We start from the raw sequence: 12,510 nt of genomic DNA on the forward strand, positions 1-12,510 counted from the left end.
CGGCCCGGTCGCCACCGAGCGGATCGCGGCGCTGCGCGCGGCCCGGCCCGACACCGAGGAGAGCTTCGCCGACCTGCCGTCGCGGCGGTTCGCCGCCGCCAGGCCGATCCGACCGCCCCCATCGAAACGCCGACTCACAGGCGACCTCGCACGCCCTGGCGAAGCCGGGGCCTATGACACAGCCGGGGCCTATGACACAGCCGGGGTCAAAGATTCTGTCGGTGGACGCCGTTACGCTTCGACCATGCCCGACACCGCTACGGTCACGAACCCACCGGGAACCGGTGACGCACCCGTCCGCAGGCGGCCCGCGTTGTCGCCGTCTCGTGCCAGTGATTTCAAACAGTGTCCGCTCCTCTACCGATTCCGGGCCGTCGACCGGCTGCCCGAGGTGCCCACGAAGGCCCAGGTGCGCGGGACGCTCGTGCACGCCGTGCTGGAACGGCTGTTCGGTCTGCCCGCGGGTGAGCGCGTCGCGCCGCGGGCGAAGGATCTGCTGGCGCCCACGTGGGCGGAACTGTCGGCCGCGAGTCCGGAGTGGACCGAGCTGTTCGCCGAGGACCCGGAGGGCGAGAGCGACAAGTGGCTGGCGTCGGCGGAGAAGCTGCTCGACGCGTACTTCGAGCTGGAGGACCCGCGCCGGCTGGAGCCGGAGGCGTGTGAGCTGCGCGTGGAGATCGAACTGGGCTCGGGGGTGTTGCTGCGGGGGTACATCGACCGCGTCGACGTGGCGCCCACGGGTGAGATCCGCGTGGTGGACTACAAGACCGGGGCGGCGCCGCGTGAGATCGGCGAGGCCAAGGCGATGTTCCAGATGAAGTTCTACGCCGTGGTGCTGTGGCGGTTGCGCGGGGTGGTGCCGCGGCAGCTGAAGCTGATGTACCTCACCGACGGCCAGTCGCTGGCCTACACGCCGGACGAGGCGGAGCTCGTCCGCTTCGAGCGCACGCTCGAAGCGATCTGGCAGGCCATCCTGAAAGCGGGCAAGACCGGCGATTTCCGGCCGAACCCCGGCAAGCTCTGCTCGTGGTGCGACCACCAGGCGCACTGCCCCGAGTTCGGCGGCACCCCGCCCGAGTACCCCGGCTGGCCGGAGCCCGACGCGGGCGAAGAGACCGCCCTGGACCGGGCCGACTGATGGCCGACGCGTTCTACGTGCCGCTCGGCGACGAGCGGTACTCCGCCACCGAGCACACCAGTGGCCCGTGGGCGCCCGACGCGCAGCATTTCGGGCCGCCCTCGGCGTTGCTCGTGCGCGGGCTGGAGCGGCTCGACGCGCCGCGTCCGTCGTTGATCGCTCGGGTGACCGTCGAGATCCTCGGGCCGGCGCCCGTCGCGGAGCTGGACCAGCGCTCGTGGGTCGAGCGGCCGGGCCGGTCGGTCGAGCTGCTGCAGTCGGAGCTGTCCGCGGGCGGCAAGCTGATCGCGCGCGCCAGTGCGTGGCGCATCGCGACCACCGACACGGCGAGCGTCGCGACCGATGCCGGTCCGCTGCTGCCGCCGGCCGACAAGGGCACGGAGTCGACGTTTCCCGAAAACTGGCGCGGCGGTTATCTCAACGCCGTGGAGTGGCGGGCCGTGCGCGGCGCCATCTCGGCACCCGGCCCGGCCGCGGTGTGGGGCCGGCAGCGAATTCCCCTCGTCGACGGCGAGGAACCCACGGGGCTGCAGCGGCTGTTCGCCGTCGCGGACTCGGCCAGCGGCGTGTCGCACTTCCTGCCCGCCGAAGACTGGATCTTCATCAACTCGGAGCTCACGATCCACCTACGCCGGGTGCCCGAAGGCGAGTGGATCGGCCTCGACGCCGTCACACTGGTCGGGCCGCACGGCGTCGGCACCGCCACGAGTACGCTCCACGACGGCTCCGGTCCGGTCGGCACCGGCGCGCAGGCTCTGCTCGTCCGGCCGCGACAGGCCGGGGGCGGATAACCGCGCGCCCGCGTCCCGGATCCAATAACCTTCGCGGAACGACCGACAAGGGAGCGCTCCGGCATGCAGATCACCTCGGTGGTCAACCAGAAAGGCGGGGTCGGCAAGACCTCACTCAGCGTGGGCGCGGCGGCAGCGCTGGCCGAACGCGGCCGGCGCGTATTGCTGATCGACCTCGACCCGCAGGGGCACGCCACCACCGAGATGCTCGGCCTGGCCGAGGTGACCGGCGACGCCCCCACGCTCGCGAAGGCGCTCACCAAGCTGTGGAAGGGCCCGATCGAGGAGCTCGCGGTGCCGCACCCGCGCAGCAACCTCGGCCGCGGCGGCGCGTTCGACGTGATCCCGACGTCGCCGGGCATGTTCGACCTGATCCGCCGCCTCGACTCGTTCCGGGTGCCCGGCTGGCAGCTGGCGCGCGTGATCCAGTTCGCGAACTACGACCACGTGGTGATCGACTGCCCGCCGGCGCTCGACGTGCTCACCAACAACGCTCTCGCGGCGTCCCACGGGATCCTGGTGCCGGTGCAGCCGGACAAAACGAGCATCCGCGCCCTGCGGCTGCTGAGCGACCAGGTGCGTTACGTGGAGCAGACCACCGGCCGCTCGCCCATCGCGTGGTACGGCATCGTGCCCGGTCTCTACCGCCGCCCGATCTCGCACTACGCGGCGGCGGCGCTGCAGGAGATGTACAGCTTCGGCGTGCCGATGCTCTCCCACGTCCCGCTCGGCGTCGTCATGAACGAGGCCGCGGCCAACGGCGTGCCGGTCACCACGTACGCGCCGGAAACCCTGCAGGCCCTGTCGTTCCGCGAAATCGCCGAAACACTCGACGGCTACCTCGCCCAGAACCCCGGCCCCACCGAGGTTCCCGCCGACGACGAGTTCGTGTTCGAGGACTTCATCTCCGAAGTCGCGATGACCCGCAACGCCAACGACAACGGCGCCCGCAAGAAGCTCTACGACCTCATGCCCAAAAGGCCGCAGCGCCCTCGGTGATGCCCCGGCTTCGCCGCACATCACCTCGGGCGCTGCTGCGTTGTTGGCCCCGGCTCCGCCGGGGCGTGCGAGATCGCCTTCGCGCCGTGGTTGGCCTCGAGGGCGAAAGTGCCCTTCGAAGGCGGGCTACAACCGGCAGGAGCGGATGTCCGAGGCGAGGATGGCTTTGGCGCCCACTTCGGCGAGTTCGTCCATGATCTGGTTGACCTTCTTGCGCGGCACCATGGCGCGGACGGCGACCCAGTCGGCGTCCGCGAGCGGGGCGACGGTGGGAGACTCCAGGCCCGGCGTGATCGCGATGGCCTGCTCCATGAGCGAACGGGGGCAGTCGTAGTCGAGCATCATGTACTGCTGCGCGAACACGACACCGCGCAGCCGGGCCGCCAGCTGCGTCTTCGCCTTCGCCGCGTCGCTGCCCGCGCGCTGCAGCAGCACGGCCTCCGACACGCAGATCGGGTCGCCGAAGGCCACCAGGTTGTGCTGGCGCAGCGAGCGGCCGGACTCGACCACGTCGGCGATCGCGTCGGCGACGCCGAGCTGGATCGAGATCTCGACGGCGCCGTCGAGGCGGATCACCTCGGCCTCGACGCCGTGGCGCGCCAGGTCCTCGCGCACGAGCCGCGGGTACGACGTGGCGAGCCGCTTGCCGTGCAGGTCCGCCGGCTTCCAGTCCTGGCCCGCCGGGGCGGCGTAGCGGAACGTGGAGCCGCCGAAGCCCAGCGCCAGCATCTCCTCGACCGGCGCGCCCGAGTCGAGCGCGAGGTCGCGGCCGGTGATGCCGAGGTCGAGCTCGCCGGAGCCGACGTAGATCGCGATGTCCTTGGGGCGCAGGAAGAAGAACTCGACCTCGTTGACCGGATCGAGCACGGTGAGGTCCTTGCCGTCATGTCGCCTGCGGTAGCCCGCCTCGGAAAGCATCTCGGCCGCCGCCGCGGCGAGGGCTCCCTTGTTGGGCACGGCAACACGCAGCATTTCGCTCTCTCCTCTATTCACCGGTGCGCGAGCGCGTCACAGGTAGCGGTACACATCCTCGGTCGAGATCCCCCGGCCGAGCATGAGCACCTGGACCCGGTACAGCAGTTGCGAGATCTCCTCCGCGAGGCGGTCGTCGGACTCGTGCTCCGCGGCGATCCACACCTCGCCGGCTTCCTCGAGCACCTTCTTGCCCTGGGCGTGCACCCCGTCGTCGAGGGCGACGACGGTGCCGGACCCGTCGGGACGGGTGCGGGCGCGCTCGGCAAGCTCCGCGAACAGCTCATCGAAGGTCTTCACGGTCGCAGATACTTCCATCCCGCACAGGCGGGCGCCGCCCCGGGTGACCTCGATGCCGCCGGAGTCACACTCCCGGCAGCAACGCGGCCAGCACCGCCACGTCGACGCCCGCCAGCGACTCGCGGAACACCCGCCGCGGACCGTCGGGAACCTCGACGTCGTTGGGGACCACGAGCACCGTGCAGCCGGCGCTTTCGGCTGAGGAGGCACCGGGCGGCGAGTCCTCCACCGCGACGCACCGCTCCGGCGCCACGCCGAGCAGCTCGGCCGCCTTGAGGTAGGGCCGCGGGTGCGGTTTGTTCAGCCCGTCGACCTCGTCGCCGCACACCGTGACGTCGAAGAACTCCCGGCCGATCGTCTCCAGCGCGAGCTCGGTCAGCGCCCGTTCGGTCGACGTGACCAGCGCCGACGGAATCCCGGCTGCCTTCACCGCCGCCAGGGCTTCGCGCGCGCCGGGTCGCCACGGCAACGCGTCGTCGAACAGCCCGGCCGTGCGGCGGCGGATCCACGCGCCGGTCTCGACGACCGATTCGGGCGTCACCTCACTGCCCGTGACCTCGAGGAGGTAGGTGGCGGTGGCGTCCATGTTGGACCCCACCAGTGTCATCCGCTGGTCCTCCGTCAGCGTGCCGCCGAGCGCCTCGGCGCACTCGTACAGCGCGACGTCCCACAGCTTCTCGGAATCGACGAGGGTGCCGTCCATGTCCCACAGCACGGCGCCCAGTCCGTCCGAAGAGGACGGTGCAGTCACGGTTTCTCCTTGTCGGTGCGTCGTCGGGCGGACGGGAGGTGCCTCACCACGTGCGCACTGTCCACGACTGTGTACACATCGGCGTACCCGAAAGAGTGGGCTTGCGCCGCACCGGCACCGGCCCCGGGCCGTCCGCCGGGGGAATCGGGCACGACGGCGGGCCGGATGGTCTCCAGTATCCCATTGGCCGTCCCGGGCACCGCAGACCGTCCGCGAGCCTGTGAGCTGCGGTTCCCCGATGTGTCCTGGCCATCGGTACCGCTACGCCGGGTAAGGGCGGGAGTGGTGACGGCACGCGATCGGACATGCTGCACAGGTTACGGGCGAAGAGTCGTAGGCTGGGCAAGTGAGTGAGCCAGTCGACGAGACCCAGCAACCCGGTGACCCGGACGGTGCCCGGCCGGAATCGAAGCGTCCCCTGATGGTCCTGGCTTTTGAAGGCTGGAACGATGCGGGCGACGCGGCGAGCCGTGCGATCGAGCATCTGCAGCTCAACTGGGACGCCACCCCCCTGGCTGAGCTCGAGCCGGACGACTACTACGACTTCCAGGTCAGCAGGCCGACCATCAACATGGTCGACGGCGTGACCCGGCAGGTGGACTGGCCGACCACGCGCCTGTCCATCTGCCGGCCCGAAGGCCTCGACCGCGACGTGGTGCTGGTGCAGGGCCCGGAACCCAACATGCGCTGGCGCGCGTTCTGCGCGGAGCTGCTGGAGCACATCATGCAGCTCGACGTCGACACCGTCGTCGCGCTCGGCGCGCTGCTGGCCGACACCGCGCACACGCGACCGGTCCCGGTCACCGGCACCGCCTACGACAAGGACACGGCGAGCCGGTTCCGCCTCGAGCTGAACAACTACCAGGGCCCGACCGGCATCGTCGGCGTGCTGCAGGACTACTGCGTGCAGGCCGGCATCCCCGCGGTGTCGATCTGGGCGGCGGTGCCGCACTACGTTTCGCACCCGCCGTCCCCGAAGGCGACCCTGGCGCTGCTGCACAAGCTCGAGGACGTGCTCGACGTCGAGATCCCGCTGGGCGCGCTGCCGGAGCAGGCCGAGGAGTGGCAGCGCACCGTGAGCGAGATGGCCGACGAGGACGAGGAGATCAGCGAGTACGTCCGCAGCCTCGAGGAACGCGGCGACGCCGAAACCGATTTCACGATGGAGGAGGTGTCCGGCGACAAGATCGCGGCCGAGTTCGAACGCTACCTGCGCCGGCGCCGCCCGGGCCAGGAAGGCGGCGGCTTCGGCCTCCGCTGAACCGGCTTCTCCCCCGGCCCCTGCCGCACCCGCGGCCGGGGCCGGGTGTCGTTTCAGCGGCCCTGTCGTTTTCAGCGGCCCTGTCGTTTTCAGCGGCCCTGTGGTTTCAGTGGCCCTGTCGTTTTCAGCGGCGCCAGCGGGTGGCGAACGCGCGGGCCGGGTTCGCCACCAGCATCGCCTCGACCACGTCGTCGCCCAGCGCCCGGACCAGGCGCGGCCGCAGGGTCGTGAGCAGGTACGGGATGCCGGGGCCGCCACCGGAGGACAGGCGGGCCGCGGCGGTGGTCGTGTCGCCGCCAAGCAGCAGCTGTGCGCTGTGCCCGGCCGTCGACAGCTCCCACAGCAGGTCGGCCAGGCGCCAGTCGGTGGCGTGGTTCGCGCGCGACGGCCCGTCGAACCCGAGGAACACGCCCGTGCCGGCGACCTCGCGCAGCACTCGCAGGTCCGGGTTGCGGTTGAGGTGCCCCAGGATCACACGCGAGGGCGGCACGGCCAGCTCGCCGCACAGCAGGTCGGCGACCTCGCGCGCCGCGGTGCCCAGCTCGAGGTGCACGGCGATCGGCGCGCCCGTCTCGTGGTGGGCCTGGGCCGCGGCGACCATCGTCCAGCGGGCGTGTCGGTCAACCACGTGGAACGCGCCCGCCACCTTGATCAGGCCGGCGCGAGGCCCGGTGCGGTCGCCGTCCGGGTCGTCACCGGCCGGGATGCCTTCGAGGAGGTCGGCGACGAAGAGCTCCGCCAGCCGGTCGGCGACGCGGTCGAGGATCTCGGTGCGGTAGTGCTCGGCCCGGTGGAACCCCGTCGCCGCGACGATCTGCACCCCCGTCGCCTCGGAGAGCCCGACGAGGTCCGCCGCGCGCCGGTTCAGGCCGAACGGTGTCCACTGCACCACCGTGCGCCCGCCCGCGGCCGCGAAGGCGCGCAGCTCGGCCTCGGCCGCCCCGACGTCGTCGAGCTCCTGGCCCGCGAGCAGCCGGGAGGCGAAGAACAGGTGGTCGTGGGCGTCGCACACCTCGAGCGTCGCGGGCGCGACGTCGCCGAGGACGGTGCGGACCCTGAATTCCCCGGTCACGTCCGCAGCGTAGCCGGGTTCTCAGGCCGTGAGCAGCTTGCGCAGCGGCACGGCGCCGCGGGCGCGGCGGCTCCATTCACGGGGGTAGCCGAGCGAGACCTCCTCGAACCGCACGCCGTCGGCCGAGGTCGTGCGCGGGATGTGCAGGTGGCCGTAGACGGCGAGCTCGGCCCGGTAGCGCAGGTGCCAGTCCTCGGTCTCGGTCGAGCCGCACCACAGCGCGAAGTCCGGGTAGTGCAGCGGCGCCGTCGGGTGGCGGTGCAGCGGCCAGTGCGACATGAGGATCGTGCTCCGGTCGGCCGGGATGGCGTCGAGGCGATCGGTGCTGATCTTCAGGCGCTCGGCGCACCAGGCCTGCCGGCTCGGGAACGGGTCGGGGTGCAGGAAGTACTCATCGGTGCAGACCACGCCGTTCTCGCGGGAGATGGCCAGCGCCTGCTCGATCGTCTTGCCCTCGGCAGCCGGCGTGCGCCAGCTGTAGTCGTAGAGCACGAACAGGGGCGAGATCGTGAGCGGCTTCGCGCCGTGCTCCCACACGGGGAACTCGTCCTCGGGGGTCAGCACGTCGATCTCCCGGCACTGCTCCACGAGGAACTCGTAGCGGGCCTGGCCGCGCAGCTGGGACTCGTCCTTCGGCGTGGTCCACAGCTCGTGGTTGCCGGGCACCCACACGACCTTCGCGAACCGCTCGCGCAGGGTGGCGAGCGTGTCGCGGATGACGGACGACCGTTCAGCGACGTCACCGGCCACGAGCAGCCAGTCTTCCGGCGAATCCGGCACGACGCGGTCGAGGATCGGTCCGTTGCCCTCGTGGGTCACGTGGAGGTCGCTGGTGGCGAAGAGAGACGGCACTCCTCCACCGTAGCCACTTCCCGGCCGGGAGATCGCCAGATGCTCCCCTTGCGCCACCCCAGCAGCACCAGCCCGGCCACCACGTAGACGCCGGCCTGCACGTCGAGCAGCACCGCCGGACCGGTCAGGACCACCAGCGCCCCGGCGAGCAGCGAACCCGCGGCCTGTCCGGTGGCCAGCACGGCGAACACCGTGCTCAGCACCCGGCCGGCGCGTTCGGGCGAGGCCACGCTCTGCACGTGGGCCAGCAGCCCGGCGCCGGTGAGCACCGCGGGCCCGCCGGCCACCGCGAACAGGCCCACGTACACCCCGAGCGCGGTCGTGAGGGCGGCCGTGTTCCAGATCAGCGCCGACACCAGCCCGGTCGCCAGCGACCCCCACGCGAGCAGCGCGGCGCCCGTCACCCGGCGGGCGAGCGTGGCCACGGCGAAGCCGGCGGCGAGCCCGCCGATCGCCTGCACCCCACGCAGCAGCCCGGCGTCGGCCTCGCTGCCGCGGAGCACGTCCAGCACGAAGACCACGAAAAGCACCAGGAACATCCCCTGCGCCACGGACACGAGCACCGCCGTGAGCCCGGTGGCCCGCAGCCGCGGGTCCCCCGTGAGCTCGCGCAGTCCCGCCCGCCACGCGGCGAGGACCGGTTCCCGGACCGCCGGGCGGACGCGCGGCGCCACCGGCCTGGGGAACGGCCGCGCGAGCAGCACCCCCGCGACGGCGAATGCGCCGAGGTACCCGAGCACCACGCGGTCCAGCCCGCCCCAGCCGAGCAACGCCCCGCCGGCCCAGCCCGCGAGCCGGGCGACGCTGCCGTTCACGCTCATCAAACCGTTGGCCCCGGTCACCTCGGCAACGCCGACCAGCTCCGGCACGAGCGCGTTGCGAGCCGGTTCGAACACCGACGCCAGCGCCGCCTGGGCAGCCATCACCGCGTACACCAGCGCGACGGAGATGCCGTCGCCGGCGAGCAGCGGCAGCGCGACGACCGCCTGGCCCACGCACACCACGGCGAGCACGATCCGGCGATCCCACCGGTCCGCGACGACCCCGGCCACCGGGCTCAGCAGCACCGCGGGCAGCAGACCCAGCACCACGCTGAGCGCCGTCGTCGCGGCCGAACCGGTGGTCGCGAAGAGGAACACCGGCAAGGCGACTTGCAGCATCCACTCGGCCGACTCGCCGAAGAACGCGGCCAGCCACAGCCGGACGAACGCGGGGACGCCCAGCAGCTGTCTCACGACACCGGCTCCCCGTCCGGCCCCAGCCGAGGGAACGCGCGCAGCCCCACGTGCACCGGCAGCGCGTCCGCGGGCGCGTCTTCGCGGATGGCGCCGACGTACGGGCGCAAGAGCGCGTCGACCGCGTGCACCAGCCGGTCCAGCTCCGCCGGCGTCACCTGCAGCGTGTACGAGCTGAAACCGGCCACCGCGCGCCAGGCCGGGTCGAGCGTGTCGAGCGAATCCAGGTGCCGGCGGGTGAGCTCCTGCTCCTCGGCCAGCTGCGTACCGACCACCGCGAGCTGCGCGCGGGTGAGCGCCGGGTCGTCGGTCAGGTCGCCGAAGGCGAGGCCGACCTGCAGGGCGCGCCACGGGCGTTCGCGGCCGTCGGTGGCCTCGGCGCGCTCGACGAGACCGTGCTGAGCGAGGCGCCGCAGGTGCCAGCTGCAGTTGGACGCGGTCGAGCCGACGGCTTCGGCGCACTCGCTCGCCGTGCGGGGTCCGACGGCCATCAGGTGGTGCAGCAGCGCCGACCGCAGCGGGTGCGCCAGCGCGCGCAGCAGCTCCGCGTCGTCGACGCGTTTGCGCGGCGGCAGCTCGGCCATCGGTCCTCCGCAACTCTGAAAGGATTGTTTCGAAACTGTCCTTTCAGGGTTGCAGGCGCCTGATCCGCTGTCAACGGGCTTCGCTACCATCACGGACAGTTACTGCTTCGTGCAGTCGTTGTATTCGACAGCCGAGTGTTCGCCAGCCAACCCGCGCGCCGAGGACGGTCTGTTGCCCCACCAGCGAGAACTCGCCACTGCTGCCGCCCTGGCGCTCCCCCGGTTCGTGAGCGCCACGGTCCGCTTCCACACCGCGGTCGCCGATCGGCTGGGCGTGACGCCGGCGGAGCTGCACTGCCTGCAGCTCGTGCACAGCGGCGCCACCGACTCCCCCACGGAGCTGGCCCGGCTGCTCGGGATGACCACCGGCGCGTTCACGCGGATGCTCGACCGGATGGAGGACGCGCGGCTGGTGGAGCGCGCGCCCGACCCGACGGATCGGCGCCGGCTGCGCGTCCGGGCCCTGCCCGACCGGATGGCCGAGCTGACCGACCTCTACGCCCCGCTCGCCCAGCGCTTCGGCGAGCGTCTCGCCGGGTTCGACCGCCGGCAGCTCACCGCGCTGGTGGCGTTCCTGACCGACGGCGAGACGGCCGCGGACCAGGCCACCCGGCAGGTCGAGGAGACCGCGCCGCCTCGCCGTGAAATTCGGGGTTGACTAACCCTACTGGGGTTGCGTTAACCTTCTTCCACCATGGACAACTGAGCCAAGCCCTTTCCCGTACCGAGGCAGCTCCCGGTCGAGCACCACTCCCGGGAGCCACGAGTCCCGTCGGGGAATCCGTTTTTCCCACCAGGGCTGGTGATCCCTCATGTCTTTGTCCCTCAAAGCTGTCGACGTCGTGTTCGGCTACGGCGCCCGAACCGTGCTCGACGGTGTGTCCCTCACCGCGTCGGCCGGGCGCCGGCTGGGGCTCGTCGGTGAGAACGGCACAGGCAAGTCCACGCTGCTGAGGCTGCTGGCGGGGCTCGAGCAACCGCGCTCGGGCGAGATCCTCCGCGGTGACGACGTCGGTTTCCTGCTGCAGGAGCTTCCATTCGCACCGTCGGCGACCTTCGGTCACGTGCTCGACCACGCGCTGGCCGACATCCGCGCGGCGGCGGCCCGCCTCGACACGCTCACCGCGGCGATGACCGACCGGCCCGACGACGCCGGCGTGCTCGACGACTACGGCAAGCTCCTGGAGTGGGCACAGGTCCACGACCTCTGGGACGCCGACCGCCGCGCCGAGCTGGTGTGCGACGGGCTCGGCCTCGCCGGGATCGGGCACGACCGCCGGCTCGGTGAGATGTCCGGCGGACAGCGTTCCCGGCTCGGACTGGCGGCCCTGCTGATCCGGCGCCCGGCGACGTTGCTGCTCGACGAGCCGACCAACCACCTCGACGACGCGGCCCTGGAGTTCCTGGAGCACCAACTGGCTGAGCTGTCCGGCGTCGTCGTGCTGTCCTCGCACGACCGCGTGTTCCTCGACGCGGTGTGCACCGACATCGTCGACCTCGACCCCGCGCCGGCCGACCGGCTCGTGGGCGGGGCGACACGCTACGGCGGCACGTACAGCGACTACCTCGACCAGAAGCGGGCCGAACGCGCGCGCTGGGAACAGCGCTTCGCCGAGGAGCAGGACGAGCTGAAGGAGCTGCGCGAATCGGTCGCGGTCACGGCGCGGCGGGTCGCGCACAACCGCGCGCAGTCCGACGGCGACAAGAACCTCTACAACTTCAAGGGAGGGCGGGTGCAGAAGCAGGTGTCCCGCCGCGTCCGCAACGCGCAGTTGCGGCTCGACGAGCTGGAGCACGACCAGGTGCGCAAGCCACCCGCGCCCCTGCGCTTCCGGGCGCAGCTCACCTCGGCGTCGACGGTCGACGGCCCCGCGATCTCGGTCCGGGACCTCGTCGTCCCGGGCCGGTTGCACCTCGACCACCTCGACGTCGACGGCACAACACGACTGCTCGTGACCGGCGGCAACGGCGCGGGCAAGTCCACGCTCCTGTCGGTATTGGCCGGCCGGCTGGCGCCCACGTCCGGGACCGTCCACTTCGGACCCGGCGTGCGGGTGGGCTTGCTGGAGCAGGACGTGGCCTTCCCCGACCCGGCTCAGCAGGCCCACGCGGTCTACCGCGCCACGCTGGGCGAGGACGCACCACCCTTGTCCCACCTGGGCGTGCTCTCGCCGCGCGACCTCGCCCGCCCCGTCGGCGAACTCTCCGTGGGCCAACGCCGCCGGCTCGCGCTCGCCGTTCTGCTGGCCGACCCGCCGGACGTCCTGCTCCTCGACGAACCGACCAACCACATCTCGCTCACCCTGGCCGAGGAACTCTCCGCCGCGCTTGGTGAGGCCCCAGGGGCCGTCGTCCTCGCCTCTCACGATCGCTGGCTGCGCCGCCGTTGGCAGGGCGACCACTTGGACCTACGCGCAGCCCAATCCGCGGCCGTATAGATCGTTATACACAAGTAATGCTCAACCACGCTGGCAAAAGCAACCACACCGCGAGATCGCGCCGGCGTTTCGGCTGGACGGTGCGATCGGCCGCCAGGCCGATCCGACCGTTCAGCC

At 71.8% G+C, this 12,510-nt stretch carries 13 protein-coding genes; 6 read left to right on the forward strand and 7 right to left on the reverse strand.

The window, feature by feature from the left end; translation table 11 throughout:
• The first annotated feature begins 244 nt into the window (after nt 1-244).
• The 3 genes from ACWEOE_RS41575 (at nt 245) to ACWEOE_RS41585 (ending at nt 2,928) form a co-directional block, all read left to right on the forward strand.
• Entirely contained in the window at nt 245-1,138 is an 894-nt protein-coding gene (locus tag ACWEOE_RS41575; RefSeq protein ID WP_452019271.1) for a RecB family exonuclease, read from the forward strand.
• Nucleotides 1,138-1,929 carry a thioesterase family protein gene (locus tag ACWEOE_RS41580; protein ID WP_452019273.1) on the forward strand — a complete coding sequence of 264 codons (792 nt, stop codon included), beginning with the start codon at nt 1,138-1,140 and terminating at the stop codon, nt 1,927-1,929. Before ACWEOE_RS41575 ends, ACWEOE_RS41580 begins: the two co-directional genes overlap by 1 nt.
• A 63-nt stretch (nt 1,930-1,992) precedes the next feature.
• A complete protein-coding gene (locus tag ACWEOE_RS41585) occupies nt 1,993-2,928 on the forward strand; it encodes a ParA family protein (protein ID WP_452019275.1) in 936 nt (311 codons plus the stop codon).
• Between the two features lie 126 nt (nt 2,929-3,054).
• Here the strand turns inward: ACWEOE_RS41585 and hisG are convergent, their stop codons facing one another.
• The 3 genes from hisG to ACWEOE_RS41600 all read right to left on the reverse strand — a co-directional run bounded on the left by hisG (nt 3,055) and on the right by ACWEOE_RS41600 (nt 4,951).
• A complete protein-coding gene (gene hisG, locus ACWEOE_RS41590; RefSeq protein WP_452019277.1) occupies nt 3,055-3,900 on the reverse strand; it encodes an ATP phosphoribosyltransferase in 846 nt (281 codons plus the stop codon).
• A 36-nt stretch (nt 3,901-3,936) separates the two neighbouring features.
• A complete protein-coding gene (locus tag ACWEOE_RS41595; RefSeq protein WP_184778231.1) occupies nt 3,937-4,200 on the reverse strand; it encodes a phosphoribosyl-ATP diphosphatase in 264 nt (87 codons plus the stop codon).
• Nucleotides 4,201-4,264: 64 nt separating this feature from the next.
• On the reverse strand, nt 4,265-4,951 hold the full coding sequence (locus ACWEOE_RS41600; RefSeq protein WP_452019279.1) for an HAD family hydrolase: 687 nt from the start codon (nt 4,949-4,951) through the stop codon (nt 4,265-4,267).
• 346 nt (nt 4,952-5,297) lie between these two features.
• Between ACWEOE_RS41600 and ACWEOE_RS41605 the strand changes: the two genes are divergently transcribed.
• On the forward strand, nt 5,298-6,212 hold the full coding sequence (locus ACWEOE_RS41605) for a PAC2 family protein (RefSeq protein ID WP_452019281.1): 915 nt from the start codon (nt 5,298-5,300) through the stop codon (nt 6,210-6,212).
• Nucleotides 6,213-6,336: 124 nt separating this feature from the next.
• Here ACWEOE_RS41605 and ACWEOE_RS41610 read toward each other — a convergent pair whose 3' ends face one another.
• Genes ACWEOE_RS41610 through ACWEOE_RS41625 form a run of 4 tightly spaced genes read right to left on the reverse strand, consistent with a single transcriptional unit; the run spans nt 6,337 to nt 9,955 of the window.
• Complete coding sequence (locus ACWEOE_RS41610; RefSeq protein WP_452019283.1) at nt 6,337-7,284, reverse strand: phosphotriesterase family protein; 948 nt, start codon at nt 7,282-7,284, stop codon at nt 6,337-6,339.
• Nucleotides 7,285-7,305: 21 nt separating this feature from the next.
• The gene (locus ACWEOE_RS41615; protein ID WP_452019285.1) at nt 7,306-8,136 is read right to left on the reverse strand and encodes a metallophosphoesterase family protein; all 831 of its coding nucleotides are present in this window, start codon (nt 8,134-8,136) and stop codon (nt 7,306-7,308) included.
• Nucleotides 8,100-9,371 (reverse strand): MFS transporter, encoded by a 1,272-nt coding sequence (locus tag ACWEOE_RS41620; protein ID WP_452019287.1) that lies wholly within the window; start codon nt 9,369-9,371, stop codon nt 8,100-8,102. The genes ACWEOE_RS41615 and ACWEOE_RS41620 overlap by 37 nt, the downstream gene beginning before the upstream one ends.
• Nucleotides 9,368-9,955, reverse strand: coding sequence for an ArsR/SmtB family transcription factor (locus ACWEOE_RS41625; RefSeq protein ID WP_452019289.1), 588 nt, complete (start codon nt 9,953-9,955; stop codon nt 9,368-9,370). The genes ACWEOE_RS41620 and ACWEOE_RS41625 overlap by 4 nt, the downstream gene beginning before the upstream one ends.
• 172 nt (nt 9,956-10,127) lie before the next feature.
• Here ACWEOE_RS41625 and ACWEOE_RS41630 point away from each other — a divergent pair, with 172 nt between their 5' ends.
• Together ACWEOE_RS41630 and ACWEOE_RS41635 are read left to right on the forward strand one after the other, a co-directional pair.
• Nucleotides 10,128-10,613 (forward strand): MarR family winged helix-turn-helix transcriptional regulator, encoded by a 486-nt coding sequence (locus ACWEOE_RS41630; RefSeq protein ID WP_452019291.1) that lies wholly within the window; start codon nt 10,128-10,130, stop codon nt 10,611-10,613.
• Between the two features lie 154 nt (nt 10,614-10,767).
• Nucleotides 10,768-12,393 (forward strand): ABC-F family ATP-binding cassette domain-containing protein, encoded by a 1,626-nt coding sequence (locus tag ACWEOE_RS41635; protein WP_452019293.1) that lies wholly within the window; start codon nt 10,768-10,770, stop codon nt 12,391-12,393.
• Nucleotides 12,394-12,510: the final 117 nt, after the last annotated feature.

This window comes from Amycolatopsis sp. NPDC004368, assembly GCF_053602515.1.

Bases quoted from the DNA above. Each gene is read 5' to 3' on its own strand.
- ACWEOE_RS41575 (WP_452019271.1), top strand. From the start codon at position 245: ATGCCCGACACCGCTACGGTCACGAACCCACCGGGAACCGGTGACGCA.
- ACWEOE_RS41580 (WP_452019273.1), top strand. From the start codon at position 1,138: ATGGCCGACGCGTTCTACGTGCCGCTCGGCGACGAGCGGTACTCCGCC.
- ACWEOE_RS41585 (WP_452019275.1), top strand. From the start codon at position 1,993: ATGCAGATCACCTCGGTGGTCAACCAGAAAGGCGGGGTCGGCAAGACC.
- hisG (WP_452019277.1), bottom strand. From the start codon at position 3,900: ATGCTGCGTGTTGCCGTGCCCAACAAGGGAGCCCTCGCCGCGGCGGCG.
- ACWEOE_RS41625 (WP_452019289.1), bottom strand. From the start codon at position 9,955: ATGGCCGAGCTGCCGCCGCGCAAACGCGTCGACGACGCGGAGCTGCTG.
- ACWEOE_RS41635 (WP_452019293.1), top strand. From the start codon at position 10,768: ATGTCTTTGTCCCTCAAAGCTGTCGACGTCGTGTTCGGCTACGGCGCC.